We start from the raw sequence: 19,164 nt of genomic DNA on the forward strand, positions 1-19,164 counted from the left end.
GATCGCGGGCCTTTACGGTTCAAGTCGGCGGTGCAGCGGCCGTTATAGAGAGATGCACAATAACGGCTTTGGCGACCGATTTTAGAGAGCTGGATCAAATAGTTGTGAGGTTTTTACCGCTCTCTTTGCAGACGGGCGGCATTATACATGTGATGCCCTACTCTAAAGAGGGCAATTTCCCCAGAGACGATGCGCACGATGACCGGTGAGATCAACCTTCCTACGCTGCCTCCTGCCCCGGCGCCCGGGCCCGCCCCGCTGCCGCCGGCCGGCGAGTTGCTCAAACTGCTGGAGCCGCAGGCCGGACTGATCGACCCTGGGAAAACCGCCAACGCCGAGGTGATCGCGCTTAAACAAGGCGGCGATGCGTTTCAGCTGCTGCTCAAATTGACCCTTGAAGGCGGCCGCCAGACCCTGGTGCAAGCCAGCAGCGCCCAGCCTCTGCCGTTGGGCAGCAATGTAGCGGTGAGCCAGACGCCAGCCGGCAACCTGACGCTCTCGTTGCAGCAGGCCTTGAGCGCCAACGTGGCTGCCCTCACCCGTATCGACACCACGCAAATGCCGGTGGGCACGCTGTTGCAAGCCAAGGTGCTGACCACTCAGATGTTGCCGCAAGGCACCACGCAACCGGCGATCTACCGCTCGCTGGTGACGGTGCTCAACAACGCCCTCGCCGGCACCACGCTGACGCTGGAAAGCCCGCAGCCACTGCGGGTGGGCAGCTTGCTCAGCGCCGTGGTGCAAAATGCGCAGACCTTGAACTTCGTGCCGTTGAGCGGGCTCAAGGATCAATTGGCCGTGGCCCAACAGCTTTCTACTCAGCAAAGTCGCCAAGGCTCGCTGGACATGGTTTTCACCGCCCTGCAAAACCTGCCCACCGACGACAGCACGTCCACCGACCTGCGCGCCGCGGCGGCGCGGTTGCTGGCGGCGTTGCCCGACCTGGCACAAGTGAGCAACCCCAAAATGTTGGCGCAGCTGGCACAGAACAGCGGCGCGTTTCTTGAAGCCAAGTTGCTCGCCGGGCAAAACCCGCAAATCCCGCCGCTGGACATGAAAGGCGCGTTGCTGCGCCTGGTCGCCGACTTGCTGCCGGCGCTGCCCAGTGCCACCAATCTCAACGCCATCCTCGCCGCCAATACCCTGGCCCAGGTATTGCCCAATTTTGTGCGTAACCCGCTGAATACGCTCGGCCAGATCGGCGCGCGCCAGGCACCCGCCGGCTTTCCGCTGCCGGATCGGCTGATGCAGCGCCTGGAAGGCGAAAGTGACCTGGAAAACCTGCTGCGCCTGGCCGCCGGTGCGATTTCGCGCCTGCAGAGCCATCAGCTGTCGAGCCTGGAACAAACCGGCACCACCGCCGATGGCCGCTTGCAAACCACCTGGCAACTGGAAATTCCCATGCGCACCTTGCAGGACATCGTGCCGTTGCAGGTCAAGTTCCAGCGCGAGGAACCGACGCCGGACAAGGATCAGCCCGAACGCAAAGACAAGAAAGACCCCAAGCAGATGCTCTGGCGCGTCGAGTTGGCGTTCGACATGGAGCCGCTGGGGCCATTGCAGGTTCAGGCGCAACTGACCCAGGGCAAACTGTCCAGCCAGCTGTGGGCAACCCGGCCCTTTACCGCCAGTTTGATCGAAAGCCATTTGGGCCATTTGCGCGAGCGCCTGGTGACCTCGGGCCTCAACGTCGGCGACCTGGATTGCCACCTCGGCACGCCACCGCGCGGCCCAAGAACCGGCCTGGAACAACGCTGGGTGGATGAAACCGCATGAAAAATCCAGCCCCACCACGCCAGGCGATTGCCCTCAAGTACGACGGCCAGCAAGCGCCGACCCTGACGGCCAAGGGCGACGATGCCTTGGCCGAAGCCATTTTGAAGCTGGCGCGGGAAAATGAAGTGCCGATCTATGAGAACGCCGAGCTGGTCAAGCTGCTGGCGCGCATGGAGCTGGGCGACAGCATTCCGGAAGAGTTGTACCGCACGGTGGCGGAGATCATTGCCTTTGCGTGGACACTGAAGGGCAAGTTTCCGGCGGGGTACGACCCGAACGCCGAGCCGGTGGAAAGGGATGTGACTGAGCGCGGGGATGATTACTAGACGCAGACCTCATGCCCCTTGCGGTGAGCGGATATGTTGTGGCGAGCGGGCTTGTCGTGGCGAGCGGGCTTGCCCCGCGTTGGGCTGCGCAGCAGCCCCAAACCCCGACGATTACATCTTTCTGAAAAACCGTGCCGGCTGTATTAGGGCCGCTTCGCGCCCCAACGCGGGGCAAGCCCGCTCGCCACAACGAACCCGCTCACCACAGGGAGCCCTCCCACATTTAGATCGCTATTGTCAGTTCAGCACTTCGCTCAGCGGAATGAAATTGACGTTGTCGCCGATAGCCAGCGTCGTGCCTTCCAGCACTTCCACAAACCCTTCTGCCCACGCCGCGCTGCGCAGCACGCCAGAGCTCTGGTTGCGGTAGATGATCGCCCTGCCCTGCTCGATCCGGCCGCGCAGGTATTCGCGGCGGTTGCCCGGCTTGGGCCAGGTGAAACCCACCGGCACTTCGAAACGCAACGGCTCCACCTCTTGCACGCCTTGGCGGCGCAGCAGATAAGGCCGCGCCAGCAACGCAAAGGTCACCAGGGTCGACGCCGGGTTGCCGGGCAGGCCAATCACCGGCACACCGCGAAAATGCCCGAAGGTCAGCGGTTTGCCTGGTTTGATCGCCAGCTTCCACAGGGCCAACTCGCCCTCTTCACGCAGGGCGATGCCGAGAAAGTCAGCCTCGCCCACCGACACTCCGCCGGTCGACAGAATCAGGTCGACACTGCCCAGGTCCGCCAGGCGTTTGCGGGTTTTTTCCAGGTCATCCGGCAGAATCCCGGCGTCGATCACCTCGCAGCCCATGCGCGCCAGCCAACTGCACAGCACGCGTCGGTTGCTGTTGTAGATCTGCCCCGGGCCGAGCGGCAAACCGGGCTCGATCAACTCGTCGCCGGTGGACAACACGGCCACGCGCACGCGGCGCACCACGCTCAAGCGGTCGTGCCCCAGGGAGGCGGCCAGGCCCAGCTCGATCGGGCCCAGGCGGGTGCCGGCGCTCAACACCAACTCGCCGACGGTGGTTTCCTGGCCTTGCGGGCGGATGTTCTGGCCCACCTGCAAGGGTTCGCTGAAACTCACGCGCTCATCAGCGTGGACCATGGCATTTTCCTGCATCTCTACACAATCGGCGCCTTCGGGCACTGGCGCACCGGTAAAGATGCGCGCACAGGTGCCAGCGGCCAAGGGCTGCGGCGCCTGGCCGGCGAAGATGCGTTGGCTGACGGGCAAGGGCTCGCCGGTCCAGTCCGCCTGGCGCAGGGCGTAACCGTCCATGGCGCTGTTGGGCCAGGGCGGCAGGTCGAGGGTAGAGATCAGGTCTTGCGCGAGCACGCGGCCGTCGCTGTCGGCCAGCGGCACCACGTGCGGCTCACGGATCGGCGCGGCTTCGGCCATGCCCAGCAGTTGGCGCAGCGCGTCTTCCACTGGCATCAGGGCGCCAGTTTTGCCGGGCTTATCCACGGGATTCGCAGGGTTCGGCCTGCTTCAAGTGAGGAACGAAGTTGCACGGGCGATGACGGTTGTCCAGTTGCTCGGCGAGGATGCCGTCCCAGCCGGTACGCACCGCGTTGGTCGAACCCGGCAGGCAGCACACCAGCGTGCCATTGGCCAGGCCGGCCAGCGCGCGCGATTGCACAGTGGAGGTGCCGATATCGGCCACGGAGATCTGGCGGAACAGTTCGCCAAAGCCATCGACCTGTTTATCCAACAGGCAGCTCACCGCTTCGGGCGTGCTGTCGCGGCCGGTGAAGCCGGTGCCACCGGTGATCAGCACCACTTGCACCACGTCTTCGGCGATCCAGTGGGCGACTTTCGCGCGGATTTTGTAGAGGTCGTCCTTGAGCAGCGCGCGCTCGGCCAGGGTGTGGCCGGCGGCGGTCAGGCGGTCGACGAAGACCTGGCCTGAAGTGTCGGTGTCCAGGGTGCGGGTGTCGCTGACAGTCAGCACAGCAATATTCAGGGGTACGAAGGGCGCATCAGCCTTGGCTTTCATGGCTCGGTCCGGTTGTCGAAGGAACAGCCCGATGTTATATCACAGGGCCCTATTTACCTGCCGCAGCGGAACCGCCATGTCTCTCGATTCTTCGCCCCTGCCCTGTTCGATTCTGCTGCTGGCCGGTGGCCGCGGCCAGCGCATGGGTGGTCAGGACAAGGGCCTGCTGCCCTGGCATGGCCAGCCGTTGATTGCCCACCTGCAGCGCCTGACCCGCCCGCTGACGGATGACCTGATTATCTCGTGCAATCGCAACCATGACCTGTATGCGCCCTACGCCGACCAGTTGGTGAGCGACGACAGCCCGGACTTTCCCGGCCCGCTGGCAGGCATTCGCGCCGGGCTGGCCGCCGCGCGCCACGCACAGCTGCTGATCCTGCCCTGCGACGTGCCAAACATTGACACGGCGCTGCTCGCCGATCTGCGTGAAACTGCACGCCGCACACCGCTGATGCCGGTGATGGTGCGTCAGGGCGAATTCTGGGAACCCTTGATCTGCATCATCCCGACCCACCTGCAAACCGAAGTAGAACGGGCCTGGGAAGCCGGTGAACGCAGCCCGCGCAAGATTCTGCTGCAACTGGGCGGCGTGGGCCTGGAGTGCCCGGCGAATGACCCGCGCCTGGCCAACCTGAATACACCTGAACTGTTGCACGCAGCCTTCGGCGTGTCAGAATGAACCTCGCACAAGGAACTTTGTCGACGCGCCGCGCGTCACAAGGTCAGCAATTTAAAAGCATTCTCTCGGAGACACACTCATGACTCAACGGACCATCGCCGCTCTCATGCTTGCACTGGGCCTCGCTACTCTCGCCGGTTGCGCCTCGCCTACAGTGATCACCCTGAATGACGGTCGCGAAATCCAGGCCGTCGACACCCCTAAATTCGATAAGGCTTCGGGCTTCTACGAGTTCGAACAACTTGACGGCAAGCAGACCCGCATCAACAAGGATCAGGTTCGCACCGTTAAAGACCTGTAAGTCTTAACGCTGGACCCACAAGGCCCGCCTCGCGCGGGCCTTGTCGTTTGCAGGGTTTACCAGTCGAGGGTGATCCGGCTGCGGAAATCGCGTTGCTCACTGGTGACCGGGTCGATAAACCGCACGCCCTGGGCCAGCAGCTTGAGCGGGTTGGCGTAGTCGTCCTCGGCGTCCTTGATGACGTCGGGGTAGAACGGGTCATTGCAGATACTCGCCCCCAGCGCGGTCATGTGTACGCGCAGCTGGTGCTTCTTGCCGGTTACGGGGAACAGGCCGTAGCGCCACAGGTCGGCGTTTTTCTCACAGACTTCCACCGCCGTCTCGGTGTTGCTGACGCCGGGACCTTCCTGCATGCGAAAGAACGGTTCGCCCTCCACCAGACGGCTTTTGTGAACCATGGGGAAGGTCAAATCAGGCAACGCTGGAGCGATGGCTTCGTAGAATTTGTCGATGCGCCGTGTTGGAAACAGCTGTTGATAAGCTGAACGGCTGTGTGGGTTGGCCGAGAACAGCACCAGCCCTGCGGTGTGCCGGTCGATGCGGTGCAAGGGCACCAGAGCAGGGTTATCCAGGCGCCGGATCAAGCGGCGCAACAAGGTCTGTTCAACGTACTCGCCCGCCGGGGTCACCGGGAGAAAATGCGGTTTGTCGGCGACCACCAGGTGCTCGTCGGCATACAGGATGGTTTCCTCAACCGGAATGACCTTTTCATTCGGCACTTCACGGAAGTAGTAAATGCACAGGCCTTCCTTGTAGGCCAAATCCATTCTGATCGGCGTGCCGTTGATGTCGAGTACACGGCCACGGGCGATGCGGTCCAGCCAGTGCTCGCGGCCGATTGCAGGGAAATGCTCGCACAGACACTCCAGCACCGTCGCCCAATTGCCAGGTGGCAAATACAACGTGCTGGCTTGGTGTTGCGACGCGGAAAAACCGGAAGATGACATGACAATGCTCGAAGCCTGGAAAATCAGGCGGGCATTATCCCGCATGGAGCGCGATGGAGCCTAGGGCGGATCTCAGGCCTTGGCCAATTGCGCGCGCAGGATCGGCGAAGCGCTGGCCGCCTCGGTGAACTCCTTGAGCCAACGCAGTACGTCCACCGCTTCCCAGCGACCCGGATCATAAAGCGCGTACAACAACCCTTGGTAACCCACCACATCCAACTGCTTGTGATAACCGGCGCGCTGGAACAACGCTTCGATTTCAGCAAAGCAGGTATTGAAGTGCACTTTGTTAAACGGCGTCTTGCCTTCCGTGACCAGGCCATCGAGGCGCAGCTCGTTCACCGCATCGCGCACGACGTCGGCGGACATGCGATTGACGCTGCTTTTCAGTTGTTCAACATTCACCACGGGCGTTCCCTCTATTCAATCGCTGTACAAACATACAGTAACGTAATATTTGGAAACTCGCCATCGGAGAAAGCCTAGGACAGGAAGGCAACAACCTGTCCGGTGTCGAATGGCCAGTCCAGCTCTGCCCCGGTATCCACCCGGCGAAGCACCGGAATCCGCAGGCTGTAGGCGTCGGTCAGGTCATCGGGGTCGGTGATGTCCACCAGTTCCACCAGCAACCCGTGTTCGACGAGCGGCATGATTTCGACTTCGGCAATCTCACAAAGATGGCAACCCAGGGTGCCGAATAACTGGCATTCAGGAAGCATGGCGAATGGGCCTGATCAGGAAACAGGCAATCATTCTAAGCCTGCCAAATACCGGTGGCGAGCGGGGCGATCCGGGTTGATTGGCGAAAGGGCTCAGGAAGCGGGTGTGTTTGTTCGGGATGGACGTGGCTGGCGGGTTTCAGGGCGCTTCGCACCCCAACGCGGGGCAAGCCCGCTCGCCACAGCAAGCCCGCTCGCCACGACAGGCACGCTTGCCACAGCAGGCCCGCTTGCTACAACTCGCCTGCTGGGCATTGAAAGCCTGACCCAGATCACCATGGCCTATAACTGATTCAGCGATTCTCGCGCCTTTTTGTCCGCTCAACCTGCAAGGAAGCTGCCCGTGTTTGCCAATTTGCTGATCATTCTGGCCTCATCCCTGGTGGTGATAGCGCTGTTTCGACGCCTGCAATTGCCGCCCGTGCTGGGTTACCTGTGCGTGGGCCTGGCGGTGGGGCCCACCGCTCTGGACTGGGTGAATGACAGCGAGGAGCTGCCCGACCTTGCCGAACTGGGGGTGGTGTTCCTGCTGTTTTCTTTGGGATTGGAGTTTTCTCTGACCAAGATGCTCGCCCTGCGCAGTGTGGTGTTTGGCTTGGGCAGTTTGCAGGTGCTGGGGTGCGCAGCCTTGCTGGGAGGCCTGTTGATGGGCTTCGGTCTGTCGCCAAGCGTCGCGCTGTTGCTCGGCGCGGGGCTGGCACTGTCTTCCACCGCGATTGTCAGCAAGGAGCTGAGCAGCCTTGGGGAAATCTTCAGCAGCCACGGCCAGAATGCGATTGGCGTGTTGCTGTTCCAGGATGTGGTGGCGGTAATGCTGCTCACGTTGGTGCCGGTGTTTGCCGGCAGCAGCGAACACGCCTGGTATTGGGCGCTGCCGCTGACGCTGGGCAAAACCGTGCTGTTGTTCGTCGGCCTGCTGTTTGCCAGTCGCTGGTTGCTGCCCCGCCTGTTCCACGAAGTTGCCGCGTCCCATTCGGCTGAGCTGTTTGTGCTGTTGGCGCTGGTGATCGTCTTGCTCACCGCCTGGCTCACGCATTTGCTCGGCCTGTCCCCTGCCCTCGGGGCTTTTCTGGCGGGCATGCTGTTGGGCGAAAGCCATTACCGGCATCAGATTGAAGCGGACATACGGCCATTTCGCGACATTCTGCTCGGGCTGTTTTTCGTCAGCATCGGCATGCTTATCGACCTGCAACTGTTTGTCAGCCACAGCGTGCTGATCCTCGGCCTGACCCTCGCGCTGATGCTGATCAAGGGCTGCGTGGTGGCAGCGCTGGTCAAGCTGCGCGGCAGCGACAGTGAAACCGCGTGGCGCAGCGGCCTTGCCCTGGCGCAAGGCGGCGAATTCTGCTTCGCGTTAATGGCGCAGATGCAGCAGAGCCGGCTGATCCCGGACGAGTTCAACGGTTTGCTGCTGGCCGCCACCTTCTGCTCGATGCTGCTGACCCCGCTGTTGCTGCGCGCCGCACCGGGCATCGCCCTGCGCCTGCACCGCAAGCCCAACCAGCAAGTGCAACTGGAGGAAATCACCGCGCTCAATGCCGATTTACGTGGCCACGCGGTGATTTGCGGGTATGGCCGCGTCGGGCAATCCATCGGGCGCTTTCTGCGTCGGGAACATCAGGCATTCATCGCCCTGGATGACGACCCCGAGCGCGTGACGCAGGCCGCAACCGAAGACAGCAGCGTGCATTACGGCGACTGCCGCCGTGGGGCGCTACTCAGTGCGGTCGGCCTGGAGCGCGCGCGGCTGGTGGTGATTGCCGTGGACAACAGCGATGTGGCCCTCACGGTCCTGAAAGAGGCCAGAAGGATCAACCCACACGTCCCCGTGCTGGTGCGCACACGCGATGACAGCCAACTGGCCGAGTTGAAAGCGGCGGGCGCCAGCGAAGTGGTGCCCGAGCTACTGGAATCGAGCCTGATGCTCGCCTCCCACGCCTTGATCCTGCTGGGCCTGCCGGACCACCAGGTGCAGGCGCGGGTGGATGAGGTGCGCCAGAACCGTTATCGCCTATTGCACGGCTTTGATGCGCAGACCGAAAAACCGCTCAGTCCTGACTGACCGCCCCAATCTTGTGGATCGACAGGTCCGCGCCGTAGTACTCCTGCTCCTGGCTCAGGCGCAGCCCGTGTACACGCTTGATCACGCCGTACACCACCAGCCCGCCGACCAGCGCCACCGCCACGCCCAATGCCGTGCCGATCAACTGGCTGATCAGGCTCACGCCGCCCAGGCCGCCAAGGGCCGTCTGGCCAAAGATGCCGCACGCAATGCCGCCCCATACGCCGCACAAGCCGTGCAGCGGCCATACACCCAGTACGTCGTCGATCTTCCAGCGATCCTGCGCCGCGATGAAGAACCACACAAACAAACCACCGGCCACCGCACCGGTGACCAGCGCGCCCACCGGGTGCATCAGGTCGGAACCGGCGCAGATCGCCACCAGCCCGGCCAACGGGCCGTTATGCAGGAAGCCTGGGTCATTGCGGCCGATCACCAACGCGGCAACGGTGCCGCCGACCATGGCCATCAACGAGTTCACGGCGACCAGGCCGCTGACGCCATTGAGGGTCTGCGCGCTCATCACGTTGAAGCCGAACCAGCCGACAATCAGGATCCACGAGCCCAGCGCCAGGAACGGAATGCTCGACGGCGCAAAGGCCACCAAGCGCCCTTCCCGGTATCGACCATTGCGCGGTCCCAGCAGCAGCACCGCCGCCAGCGCCAGCCAGCCGCCCATGGCATGCACCACCACGGAACCGGCGAAATCATGGAAGCTGGCACCAAAGGTTGCGAGCAGCCAGGCTTGCAGGCCGAAGTTGCCGTTCCACACCATGCCTTCGAAAAACGGGTAAATAAACGCCACGATCAGCGCGGTGGCACACAGCTGCGGAGCGAACTTGGCGCGCTCGGCAATGCCCCCGGAAATAATCGCCGGAATCGCCGCTGCAAACGTCAGCAGGAAGAAAAACTTCACCAGGCCGTAGCCATGATCGGCGCTGATCACCGCCGCCGGTTGCATGAAGCTCACGCCGTAGGAGATCCAATAGCCTATAAAGAAATAGGCCAGGGTCGAGATGGCGAAGTCGCTGAGGATCTTCGACAGGGCATTCACCTGGTTTTTCTGGCGCACGGTGCCGACTTCCAGGAACGCGAAGCCGGCGTGCATGGCCAAAACCATGACCGCACCGATCAGGATGAACAGGGTGTTGGAGCTGTGAACAAGCGTGTCCACTGCACTTTGCAAATTTTCCATGGAGGTTGGCAGGCCTGCATTAAAGGCAAAAAGCACCAAAGCGGTTCAAGCCAGGGTGTCGCGCACTAAATTGGTACCACCGGCCCCACCTCTGTGCAGAAGGTGTGAACCGCTTTAGCGCAGCGATCAACACAAAAGGCCGTTGCCGACAGGGTTTTTCCGCGGGTTTTATTTATTTAGGGTAAGGTTTTTCAAGGCATTAGCCTCGGGTCGCCCGGATTCAGCGCATACCCTGGGGCAGGCGCACCAAGGCAAAGCAAAAGCTGTACCAGACAATTGCAGTGAACCTTCACCGTTAGCGGTGACTCGAAAACAAACGTAACGCACCAGACGCACAGATCAGCCAATCACGGAGATAACCATGGCCCGAAGAACTGCAAAGACTGCTCAAGAAATACTGATGGCGGATTTTCAAACCTTGGTCAGTGACACTGAAAGGTTGCTGGACGACACCGCGGTATTGGCCGGCGACCAAGCCGACGAGCTGCGCACCAAGATCCACGACAGCCTGCTCAAGGCCCGCGAAACCCTGCAACTGACCGAAGATTCCCTGCGTGAACGCGGCCAGGCGGCTGTCACCGCCACCGAAGATTACGTGCAAGCCAACCCTTGGCAGTCAGTCGGCATTGCCGCCGGCGTTGGCTTTCTGATCGGTCTGCTGGCTACAAGGCGCTAATACCATGTCTATCGGCGAATCCGGCTCGTCCACGAGTTCAAGCTCCACTTCCCGACGCCTGGGCGCGGCCGTTCTGGGCTTGCTGCACAGCCACGTCGAATTGTTTGGCATCGAGTTGCAGGAGCAGAAATCCCGCACGGTCAGCTTGCTGCTGTTTGCAGGCCTGGCGCTGGTATTTGCCCTGCTGTTACTGGTGGGGTTATCGGCGCTGGTGATGATTCTGGTCTGGGACACCTACCGTCTTACCGGGATTATCAGCCTCTGCGTGTTCTACAGCCTGGCCGCAGCGTTTTGCGGAGTGCGCTTGAAAGCGGCGATATTCGATGAATCCACGCCCTTCCATGCCACCCTCGAAGAGCTGGCCAATGATCGGGAGCGCCTGCTGCCATGAGCATGACTGAAATCCCGCAAAACACCTCCCGTCGGGAAATGCGCAAGGCATTGATCCGCCTGCGCATGGAAATGCACCGTCAGGAAATCCGCCATGAATCCCATCAATTGATGGTCCCGCTGAACAAAGTGCGTGACCTGCGCCATAACTGGCAGGACAGCCTGGGCATCAAGCACGCGCCGCTGTGGGGCGTGGCCGCGGTGACGCTGATGGGCTTTTTTACCGGTAAGGGCGCCAAGGGCGGCAGTATCAGCAGCGTGACGCGCCTGGTGCGGCTGGGCGCCGGTTTGATCCCGTTGATCAAATTGGCCATGGCAGGGCGCAAGGGTTAAGCGCGACTGGCTGCATTCTTGCAAACAGAATTGGCCCGGCCCTCGTTATTGAGCGCCGGGCCTTTTTTCGCCAGCTCTCTTAAGGAGGCCCCGTGATCGACGGGCAACCGCTCGCCTGCTTCCAGCCATTTATCGACACTGCCACCGGGCGCATCGCCGGCGTCGAGGCACTCGGCCGTCTGCGCCAGGCTGATGGGCGCTTGCTGTCAGTCGGCCCGCTGTTTGCCGACCCGCGCACACCGGGCGTGGCCTTACGCTGCCTCGACCGGCAGATCCGCGACAATGCCTTGAGCCGCCTGCATGAAGCGCCTGCAGACTGGTTTTTGAGCCTGAACATCTCACCCCGCTGGATCAACCGTCTGCGCCCCGGCCAAGCCTTGCCCAGCCTGAAGCAGGTGCATGCGCATGGCGTCGATCCGCAGCGCATTGTGTTCGAGATCACCGAACTGGGTGGTGACATCCAGCGTCTGGCCGAGGTGGTGGCGCGCTATCGTGAGGCCGGTGCACGCATTGCCATCGATGACTTCGGTGCCGGCTACTCCCAGCTTGACCGCGTACTCGCGCTGCAGCCGGATATCCTCAAGCTGGACATGCGCCTGTTCCAGGAAGCCGCCAAGGGCGGACCGAGCAGTGAGATCGTGCGTGCGCTGGCGCAAATGGCTGAGAAGACGGGCTGCTGGATCATCGCCGAGGGCGTGGAAACCGAGGCGCAGCTGAGCTTCGCCCTGGAATGCGGCGCGCGGTATGTGCAGGGTTACCTGTTTGCCCAGGCGCAACTCGACTGGTTTGCCACCGATGCCTTCGTGCCGCAGTTTGCTCGCCTGCGTACGGTTTACGTGCAGCAGAAACTGGCTGAACGCGGCCGCATCATGCAGTTGCGCCTGCAACTGTCCGAACTGATGAAGATCCTGCAGAACTGGGCGCAGGGCCAGGCGCCGCTGGACCAGTTACCTCAATTGCCGGATTTCCCCTGGCTGCTGCGCTTTTATCAGTGCGACCGGCATGGCACCCAACTGACGCCCAACTTCGAATGGCGCCAGGACGCCTGGCAGGCCGACAGCCGCTACCTGGGGCACAACTGGTCGTGGCGCCCCTACTTCTATCACCTGCTGGCCGAAGGCTGGGAGGAGCGGCGTCTGACCCTTTCTTCGACTTACCGCGACGCCACCACCAATCAGTATTGCCTGACCGCCGGACAATTCTTCGATAACGGTCAGCGTTTGCTGTTAATCGATATAGACGCGGTCGGCTTGTAGATTTTCGCTTGCCCCGGTGCAGCTGAACCGGGAAGCTGGGAGGGTCATTCACCGCACGGAGAGTACCCGCCTTGGATTGGCCCACCCTGCTTACCCGCGAACGTCTTGGAAAGCCTCTGCACAGCCCGGAAGAACTCGGCCGCAGCCCGTTTCACAAAGACCATGACCGTATTATTTTCTCCGGCGCCTTCCGCCGCCTGGGCCGCAAGACCCAAGTGCACCCGGTGTCCAGCAACGATCATATTCATACGCGCCTGACCCACTCGCTGGAAGTCAGTTGCGTCGGCCGTTCGCTCGGCATGCGCGTGGGCGAAACCCTGCGCAGCGCCCTGCCCGACTGGTGCGACCCCAGCGATCTGGGCATGGTCGTGCAATCGGCTTGCCTGGCCCATGACATCGGCAATCCGCCGTTCGGGCATTCCGGCGAAGATGCCATCCGCCACTGGTTTCAACAGGCGGCCGGGCGCGGCTGGCTGGACGACATGAGCAGCGCCGAGCGCAATGACTTCCTCAATTTCGAAGGCAACGCCCAGGGTTTTCGGGTGCTGACCCAGCTTGAGTACCACCAGTTCGACGGCGGCACTCGCCTGACCTATGCCACCCTGGGCACCTACCTGAAATACCCCTGGACCGCCCGCCACGCCGACTCGCTTGGGTACAAGAAGCATAAGTTCGGCTGTTACCAGAGCGAGCTGCCGATCCTTGAGCAGATCGCCCACAGGCTCGGCCTGCCGCAACTGGAAGAACAACGCTGGGCCCGTCACCCGCTGGTGTACCTGATGGAGGCGGCAGACGATATCTGCTATGCCTTGATCGACCTCGAAGACGGCCTGGAAATGGAGTTGCTCGAATACGCCGAGGTCGAGTCGCTGTTGCTCGACCTGGTGGGTGACGACCTGCCCCAGACTTACCGGCAACTGGGCGCACAGGACTCGCGCCGGCGCAAGCTGGCGATTTTGCGCGGCAAGGCCATCGAGCACCTGACCAATGCCGCCGCCCGGGCTTTCGTGGAACAGCAGGATGCGTTGCTTGCCGGCACACTGCCGGGCGATCTGGTGGAGCACATGCATGGCCCCGCCAAGCGTTGCGTGCTGGATGCCAAGGACATGGCCCGCAAGAAAATCTTCCAGGACAAGCGCAAGACCCTGCATGAAATCGGCGCCTACACCACCCTGGAAATCCTCTTGAATGCGTTTTGCGGTGCCGCGCTGGAGCAGCATGGCGGGCGCACGCCGTCGTTCAAGAACCGGCGCATCCTCGATCTGCTCGGCAACAGCGCACCGGACCCGGCGTGGCCGTTGCACGCCTCGTTCATGCGAATGATCGACTTTATTGCCGGCATGACCGACAGCTACGCCACCGAGATGGCGCGGGAGATGACCGGGCGTTCAAGCCCACAATGACGCTTGCGATCACGCCGCCTGTTCCCCGAACAGAATCTGCCTACGACGGGAACAGAGCTGCCTGATCGAATTCGTACACTCATTCAAGGAATAATCACGCCCGCTTCTGGCGGACCTGGCGAGCAATTCCTACGCGCCACCCCATCGACGCTTGACTGACCCGTGTGCCCCTATGCCCAGACACCCTCTTCGAATCCTATTGGTGGAGGATCACCCCTTTCAGCTTCTGGCCACTCAGTGCCTGCTTAACACCTTCGGCTTCGACCACCTGACGCTGGCAGAAAATGCCGAACAGGCGATCCGCGCGATGTCTGAATCCAAAAGGCCGTTTGACCTGATGCTGTGCGACCAATGCCTGCCTGATTTACTCGGCCTGGAGCTGGTGGAAATTGCCAGTCGCCAACATTTTATAACCGGCGCCATTCTGCTGAGCGGGCTGCCTTCCTCGGAACTCTTCAACCTGACCACCCAAGCCCTGCAGCGTGGTTTGCCGCTGCTTGGTTATTTATCCAAACCGCTGAATAAAGACGAACTTGCAAAGTTGATTGCGCCCCTGATCCGATTATAAATGTAGGACTTTAAACTCTGCCTACCTACGAAAATATACCTGGGCCAATCGCTGAATCGCTGGCACTGTCAATGACTGCACCGAATTAAAACTTGCTTACATCCAGCGTCACAAAGCCTTAACAACTGGTAGATAACTACCTTTTTTCATGTAGGAATTCTCCTGTTTTATACCTGTTCCCACCATGGTTCATGCTCCTCCCTCTTCTTCTGAGCTAATGTGCCCGCTTTATTTGCACTTGCATGGAATGTGATTATGAACACGGTTTTTATCATTGATGACCACCCCGTTATCAGGCTGGCGATCCGCATGTTGCTGGAACATGAGGGTTATAAAGTCGTCGGTGAAACGGACAACGGTTGTGATGCGATACAAATGGTTCGCGAATGCCTGCCGGACTTGATCATTCTGGATATCAGCATTCCCAAACTTGACGGCCTCGAAGTGCTGTGCCGGTTCAACGCCATGAACACATCGATGAAAACCCTGATTCTGACCGCTCAGAGCCCGACGCTGTTTGCCACCCGCTGCATGCGCTCGGGCGCGGATGGCTATGTGTGCAAGGAAGGCGACCTCAGCGAACTGCTGAGTGCCATCCGCGCCGTGCTGTCGGGTTATAACTATTTTCCCAGCCAGGCCCTCAATGGTAATGCAGACGGCACAGACACGCTGGAACTTGAACTGTTTAAAACCGTGAACGACCGGGAACTGATGGTATTACAACTTTTCGCACAAGGTCGCACCAATAAGGAAATCGCCAAAGGGATGTTTCTAAGTAACAAAACAGTAAGCACTTACAAAAAAAGGCTGATGCAAAAACTTAAAGCCAAGTCCTTGGTAGAACTTATCGAGATGGCAAAACGAAACGCGCTAGTGTGAGAAAGCGGATGCCCAGCCGTATAAAGGACTATTTGATTATATTAATCGCCGGTGTGTGTTTCAGCACGACGGTGCCTGCGGACCCCGCTCCCGGCCCGGAACACTTCACGCTGTTGAGCCGTGCAAGTGCGGTACAACTGGATGTTCAACTGGACAAGGCCCAGCGCCAGTGGTTACAGAACAAACGCGAGCTGATGCTCGGCACTTCGGCACCGGACTACCCGCCCTTCGACCTGACCTCCAGCGGCCGCGACTACGAGGGCCTGACCGCCGATTACGCAGGGCTGTTGGCCCAAGCCCTGGCATTGCCCGTGAAGGTGGTGCGCTACCCCACCCGAGAAGCATCGATCCACGCGCTTGAAACAGGCGAAATCGACCTGTTGGGCTCCTCCAACGGCTTTGAAGCCGCCAACCCGAATCTCATCCTGTCGCAGCCATACGCGGTGGACCAACCCGTACTCGTGACCCGTGAGGGGGAAAACTACAATCTGGGCAATGGGCTGGCCGGACTGCGCTTGAGCCTGGTCTACCACTACCTGCCGTTGAATGAAGTGCAGAAGCTGTACCCAAAGGCCAACATCCGCGCCTATCCCTCGTACCAAAACGCCTTGAATGCGGTGGCGTTCGACCAGGCCGACGTGTTTTTGGGCGATACCATTTCCACCCATTACATGATCAACAAGGGCTACCTGAAAAACATCCGCATGGCCAACTTCGGCAAGCATGAAGCCTATGGCTTCAGCTTTGCGCTGCGCCAGGAACAGCGCACTTTGCTGAGCATCGTCGACTCGGTGCTGGCCGCCATCCCCATCAATGAACGCGACAGCATCGCCAAGCGCTGGAGCGCCGGCAGCGATATCTTGCTGACCGACAAGAAGCTGCAACTGACTCAGCGCGAAGAGCGTTGGCTCAAAGACCATCCGGTGGTAACAGTCGTCGTCAATGAGACCTTCGCACCGCTGACGTTTTTCGACGCCGAAGGCAATTTTCGCGGCATCACCGCAGACTTGCTGGAACTGATACGCCTGCGCACCGGGTTACGTTTCAAGATCCTGCGCAGTCGCGAAGTCAACGCGATGATCGAACAGGTCACCACCGGGAAAGCCGATATCATCGGGGCCATTGTCCCCAGCGTTGAACGGGAGGCTTCGCTGAGTTTCAGTCGCCCTTACCTGGAAAACTCCTACGTCCTGCTGACCCGCAAAGAGCCCGGCGCGCCCTCGAACCTGGAGCAGATGGCAGGCAAGCGCCTGGCTATCACCGTGGGCAACCCACTGGAAAAAATCCTCACGCAGGACTTCCCGCAGATTCGCCTGGTGGAGGTCGGCGACACTTTCAAAGCATCCGAAATGCTGGCCCAAGGCAATGTGGAAGGTGCCGTCAACTCGCTGGTGATCGCCAACTACTTCCTGTCCTCGCAGGTTTTCCAGGACAAACTGCAGATCAGCACCAGTATCGGCACCCTTCCCGCCACGTTCGCCCTGGCGACGCCACGCCGCGCCGTCGAACTGAGCTCAATCCTGGACAAGGCCCTGCTGAGCATTGCTCCGGACGAAATGGGCGTGATCAACAGTCGCTGGCGCGGCTACACCGCCGCCTCCGACAGTTACTGGCGCAATTACCACCAGTTGATCGCGCAAATCATCGTCGGCACCGGGCTGTTGCTGCTGATTTCACTGACCTGGAACGCCCACATGCGCCGCCAGATCAAGCATCGGAAAATGGCCGAGCGCGCCCTCAACGATCAGTTCGAGTTCATGCGCGCACTGGTCAACGAAACCCCGCACCCGATCTATGTGCGTGATCGAAACGGCCTGTTGCAAACCTGTAATGACAGTTACTTGCAGGTCTTCGGCGTCAAGCGTGAAGACGTGATCGGCAAGAGTGTGATCCAGATGGACATGGCCCGGGAATCGGAAGCGGCGCAATACCATGCGGACTACCAGCAAGTCGTGGCGCAGGGCAACACGCTGATTCTCGACCGCACCCTGCACCTGCATGGAAAAAAACTGACGATCTATCACTGGATTCTTCCCTACCGTGACTCCGTTGGTGAAGTCCAGGGCATCATCGGGGGCTGGATCGACATCAGTGAGCGGCGCCAGCTGTTCGACGAGTTGCGCGCCGCCAAGGAACGCGCCGATGAAGCGAACCGGGCCAAAAGTACTTTCCTCGCCACCATGAGTCATGAAATCCGCACGCCGATGAACGCCGTGATTGGCATGCTGGAGTTGACCCTCAAGCGGGCTGACCAGGGCCATCTCGACCGCCCGGCCATTGAAGTGGCCTACAACTCGGCCAAAGACCTGCTGGAATTGATCGGCGATATCCTGGACATCGCGCGCATCGAGTCCGGCCGTTTGAGCCTGGCGCCGGAACGCGTGAACCTGCGGGAAGTCATCGAGTCGGTGGTGCGCGTGTTCGACGGCCTGGCACGGCAGAAAACCCTCAGCCTGCTGCTGGAGTTCAAGCCCGAGCTGGATGACACCGAGGTGCTGATCGACCCGTTACGCTTCAAACAGGTGCTGTCCAACCTGGTGAGCAATGCGATCAAGTTCACCGAGCGCGGGCGGGTGCACATCAAAGTGGACGTGCAACCCACCGATCAACCGCAGCAGGTCGAGATGAAACTGGTGGTCGAGGACACCGGCATTGGTATCAGTCGCGACGACCAGCTGCGCCTGTTCGAGCCGTTTGCCCAGGCCGACAACTCCGGGCACCTGGCCAGGAGCGGTGCCGGCCTGGGGCTGGTGATCTGCCGAAGCCTGTGCGCAATGATGGGCGGGCAACTGAGCCTGAGCAGTGTGCCGATGGTGGGCACCCAAGTGCATGTCAACTTGAAAATGCCCCGCCTGCAGCCGGTCCAGCCCGTGGGCGAACTCAAACCCGCGCCCCCCGCACTCGCGCCGGTACTCAACGTACTGGTGGTGGATGACCATCCCGCGAACCGCCTGCTGATGTGTCAGCAACTGGGTTATCTGGGCCATCAGTTCACCGCCGCCCAGCACGGTGCCGCCGGCTTCAAGGCATGGCGTCAGGAACGCTTCGACCTGGTCATCGCCGACTGCAACATGCCGATCATGAACGGCTACGAATTGACCCGCTCGATCCGTGAGTATGAACAGCGCGAACAGCTGCCGGCCTGCGTCGTGCTGGGCTTCACCGCCAATGCCCAGCCGGAAGAGAAACTGCGCTGCGCGCAAGCGGGTATGAACGACTGCTTGTTCAAGCCAATCAGCCTGACGGTGCTGGAGCGGCAACTGGCGCAGATCGGCCAGCCACCCGGCGGTGTGAGGCTCGACCTCAGCAGCCTGGAGGCGCTGACGGGCGGCGACCCACAGCTGAGTCGCCGCCTGCTTGAAGAATTGCTTAACAGCAGCCGTCATGACCGTCAGGAACTGACCGCCATGTTGGCGCAACAGGCATCGCCCCAGGCCATCATTGACCAGGCCCACAAGATCAAGGGAGCTGCGCGCATCGTGCAGGCCGCTGCGCTGGCCGGCGAATGTGAAGCGCTGGAGCACGCCTGCGCCCAGGGTGAGGATCGGCCGAAGATCGAAACCGGCATCAAGAGCCTGGAAAAATGCATGCTTGAATTGGAGAGGATGCTGCAGATGCGCCTTAATGAACTGGACGTCTTGCAATAGGCAGGGCGAGTGTTTGCACT

General features: G+C 60.9%; 19 protein-coding genes. 13 read left to right on the forward strand and 6 right to left on the reverse strand.

What is annotated here, in order from left to right; genetic code table 11:
* Window positions 1-198 precede the first annotated feature (198 nt).
* Window positions 199-1,776, forward strand: coding sequence for a flagellar hook-length control protein FliK (locus ACM530_RS01095; protein ID WP_416364090.1), 1,578 nt, complete (start codon window positions 199-201; stop codon window positions 1,774-1,776).
* The gene (locus ACM530_RS01100) at window positions 1,773-2,102 is read left to right on the forward strand and encodes an EscU/YscU/HrcU family type III secretion system export apparatus switch protein (protein ID WP_242193754.1); all 330 of its coding nucleotides are present in this window, start codon (window positions 1,773-1,775) and stop codon (window positions 2,100-2,102) included. The genes ACM530_RS01095 and ACM530_RS01100 overlap by 4 nt, the downstream gene beginning before the upstream one ends.
* A 237-nt stretch (window positions 2,103-2,339) precedes the next feature.
* Here the strand turns inward: ACM530_RS01100 and glp are convergent, their stop codons facing one another.
* A complete protein-coding gene (glp, locus tag ACM530_RS01105) occupies window positions 2,340-3,527 on the reverse strand; it encodes a gephyrin-like molybdotransferase Glp (protein ID WP_416364091.1) in 1,188 nt (395 codons plus the stop codon).
* Between the two features lie 22 nt (window positions 3,528-3,549).
* Window positions 3,550-4,089: a molybdenum cofactor biosynthesis protein B gene (moaB, locus tag ACM530_RS01110; protein ID WP_416364092.1), complete on the reverse strand. Its 540-nt coding sequence runs from the start codon at window positions 4,087-4,089 to the stop codon at window positions 3,550-3,552.
* Window positions 4,090-4,165: 76 nt separating this feature from the next.
* Here moaB and mobA point away from each other — a divergent pair, with 76 nt between their 5' ends.
* Both mobA and ACM530_RS01120 read left to right on the forward strand, forming a co-directional pair.
* Complete coding sequence (gene mobA / locus ACM530_RS01115; RefSeq protein WP_416364093.1) at window positions 4,166-4,768, forward strand: molybdenum cofactor guanylyltransferase MobA; 603 nt, start codon at window positions 4,166-4,168, stop codon at window positions 4,766-4,768.
* A 79-nt stretch (window positions 4,769-4,847) separates the two neighbouring features.
* Complete coding sequence (locus tag ACM530_RS01120; RefSeq protein ID WP_065901933.1) at window positions 4,848-5,069, forward strand: YgdI/YgdR family lipoprotein; 222 nt, start codon at window positions 4,848-4,850, stop codon at window positions 5,067-5,069.
* A 56-nt stretch (window positions 5,070-5,125) separates the two neighbouring features.
* Here ACM530_RS01120 and ACM530_RS01125 read toward each other — a convergent pair whose 3' ends face one another.
* The 3 genes from ACM530_RS01125 to ACM530_RS01135 all read right to left on the reverse strand — a co-directional run bounded on the left by ACM530_RS01125 (window position 5,126) and on the right by ACM530_RS01135 (window position 6,735).
* Complete coding sequence (locus ACM530_RS01125) at window positions 5,126-6,016, reverse strand: pseudouridine synthase (RefSeq protein ID WP_416364094.1); 891 nt, start codon at window positions 6,014-6,016, stop codon at window positions 5,126-5,128.
* A 72-nt stretch (window positions 6,017-6,088) separates the two neighbouring features.
* Complete coding sequence (locus tag ACM530_RS01130; protein WP_017529348.1) at window positions 6,089-6,424, reverse strand: hypothetical protein; 336 nt, start codon at window positions 6,422-6,424, stop codon at window positions 6,089-6,091.
* A 74-nt stretch (window positions 6,425-6,498) separates the two neighbouring features.
* The gene (locus ACM530_RS01135) at window positions 6,499-6,735 is read right to left on the reverse strand and encodes a glutaredoxin family protein (protein ID WP_145165084.1); all 237 of its coding nucleotides are present in this window, start codon (window positions 6,733-6,735) and stop codon (window positions 6,499-6,501) included.
* A 343-nt stretch (window positions 6,736-7,078) separates the two neighbouring features.
* Here ACM530_RS01135 and ACM530_RS01140 point away from each other — a divergent pair, with 343 nt between their 5' ends.
* Window positions 7,079-8,797 carry a cation:proton antiporter gene (locus ACM530_RS01140; RefSeq protein WP_416364095.1) on the forward strand — a complete coding sequence of 573 codons (1,719 nt, stop codon included), beginning with the start codon at window positions 7,079-7,081 and terminating at the stop codon, window positions 8,795-8,797.
* On the opposite strand, the gene ACM530_RS01145 is transcribed toward ACM530_RS01140, so the two are convergent.
* Window positions 8,784-9,992: an ammonium transporter gene (locus ACM530_RS01145; RefSeq protein WP_145165088.1), complete on the reverse strand. Its 1,209-nt coding sequence runs from the start codon at window positions 9,990-9,992 to the stop codon at window positions 8,784-8,786. The genes ACM530_RS01140 and ACM530_RS01145 overlap by 14 nt on opposite strands.
* A 361-nt stretch (window positions 9,993-10,353) precedes the next feature.
* On the opposite strand from ACM530_RS01145, the gene ACM530_RS01150 reads away from it, so the two are divergent.
* From ACM530_RS01150 to ACM530_RS01185, 8 genes are all read left to right on the forward strand, one after another.
* The gene (locus ACM530_RS01150; protein ID WP_106576799.1) at window positions 10,354-10,668 is read left to right on the forward strand and encodes a DUF883 family protein; all 315 of its coding nucleotides are present in this window, start codon (window positions 10,354-10,356) and stop codon (window positions 10,666-10,668) included.
* 4 nt (window positions 10,669-10,672) lie between these two features.
* Window positions 10,673-11,059 carry a phage holin family protein gene (locus ACM530_RS01155; protein ID WP_064451560.1) on the forward strand — a complete coding sequence of 129 codons (387 nt, stop codon included), beginning with the start codon at window positions 10,673-10,675 and terminating at the stop codon, window positions 11,057-11,059.
* Window positions 11,056-11,391, forward strand: a complete 336-nt coding sequence (locus ACM530_RS01160; protein WP_145165090.1) for a hypothetical protein — start codon at window positions 11,056-11,058, stop codon at window positions 11,389-11,391. Before ACM530_RS01155 ends, ACM530_RS01160 begins: the two co-directional genes overlap by 4 nt.
* 92 nt (window positions 11,392-11,483) lie before the next feature.
* On the forward strand, window positions 11,484-12,647 hold the full coding sequence (locus ACM530_RS01165; RefSeq protein ID WP_416364096.1) for an EAL domain-containing protein: 1,164 nt from the start codon (window positions 11,484-11,486) through the stop codon (window positions 12,645-12,647).
* Between the two features lie 71 nt (window positions 12,648-12,718).
* On the forward strand, window positions 12,719-14,050 hold the full coding sequence (locus tag ACM530_RS01170) for a deoxyguanosinetriphosphate triphosphohydrolase (RefSeq protein ID WP_106576802.1): 1,332 nt from the start codon (window positions 12,719-12,721) through the stop codon (window positions 14,048-14,050).
* A gap of 172 nt (window positions 14,051-14,222) precedes the next feature.
* The gene (locus ACM530_RS01175) at window positions 14,223-14,618 is read left to right on the forward strand and encodes a response regulator (RefSeq protein WP_145165094.1); all 396 of its coding nucleotides are present in this window, start codon (window positions 14,223-14,225) and stop codon (window positions 14,616-14,618) included.
* 255 nt (window positions 14,619-14,873) lie between these two features.
* Window positions 14,874-15,497: a response regulator transcription factor gene (locus ACM530_RS01180; RefSeq protein ID WP_106576804.1), complete on the forward strand. Its 624-nt coding sequence runs from the start codon at window positions 14,874-14,876 to the stop codon at window positions 15,495-15,497.
* Between the two features lie 8 nt (window positions 15,498-15,505).
* Window positions 15,506-19,144, forward strand: a complete 3,639-nt coding sequence (locus tag ACM530_RS01185) for a transporter substrate-binding domain-containing protein (protein ID WP_416364097.1) — start codon at window positions 15,506-15,508, stop codon at window positions 19,142-19,144.
* Window positions 19,145-19,164: the final 20 nt, after the last annotated feature.

It is taken from the genome of Pseudomonas sp. NFX183 (assembly GCF_047943075.1).
Taxonomy (GTDB): Bacteria; Pseudomonadota; Gammaproteobacteria; order Pseudomonadales; family Pseudomonadaceae; genus Aquipseudomonas.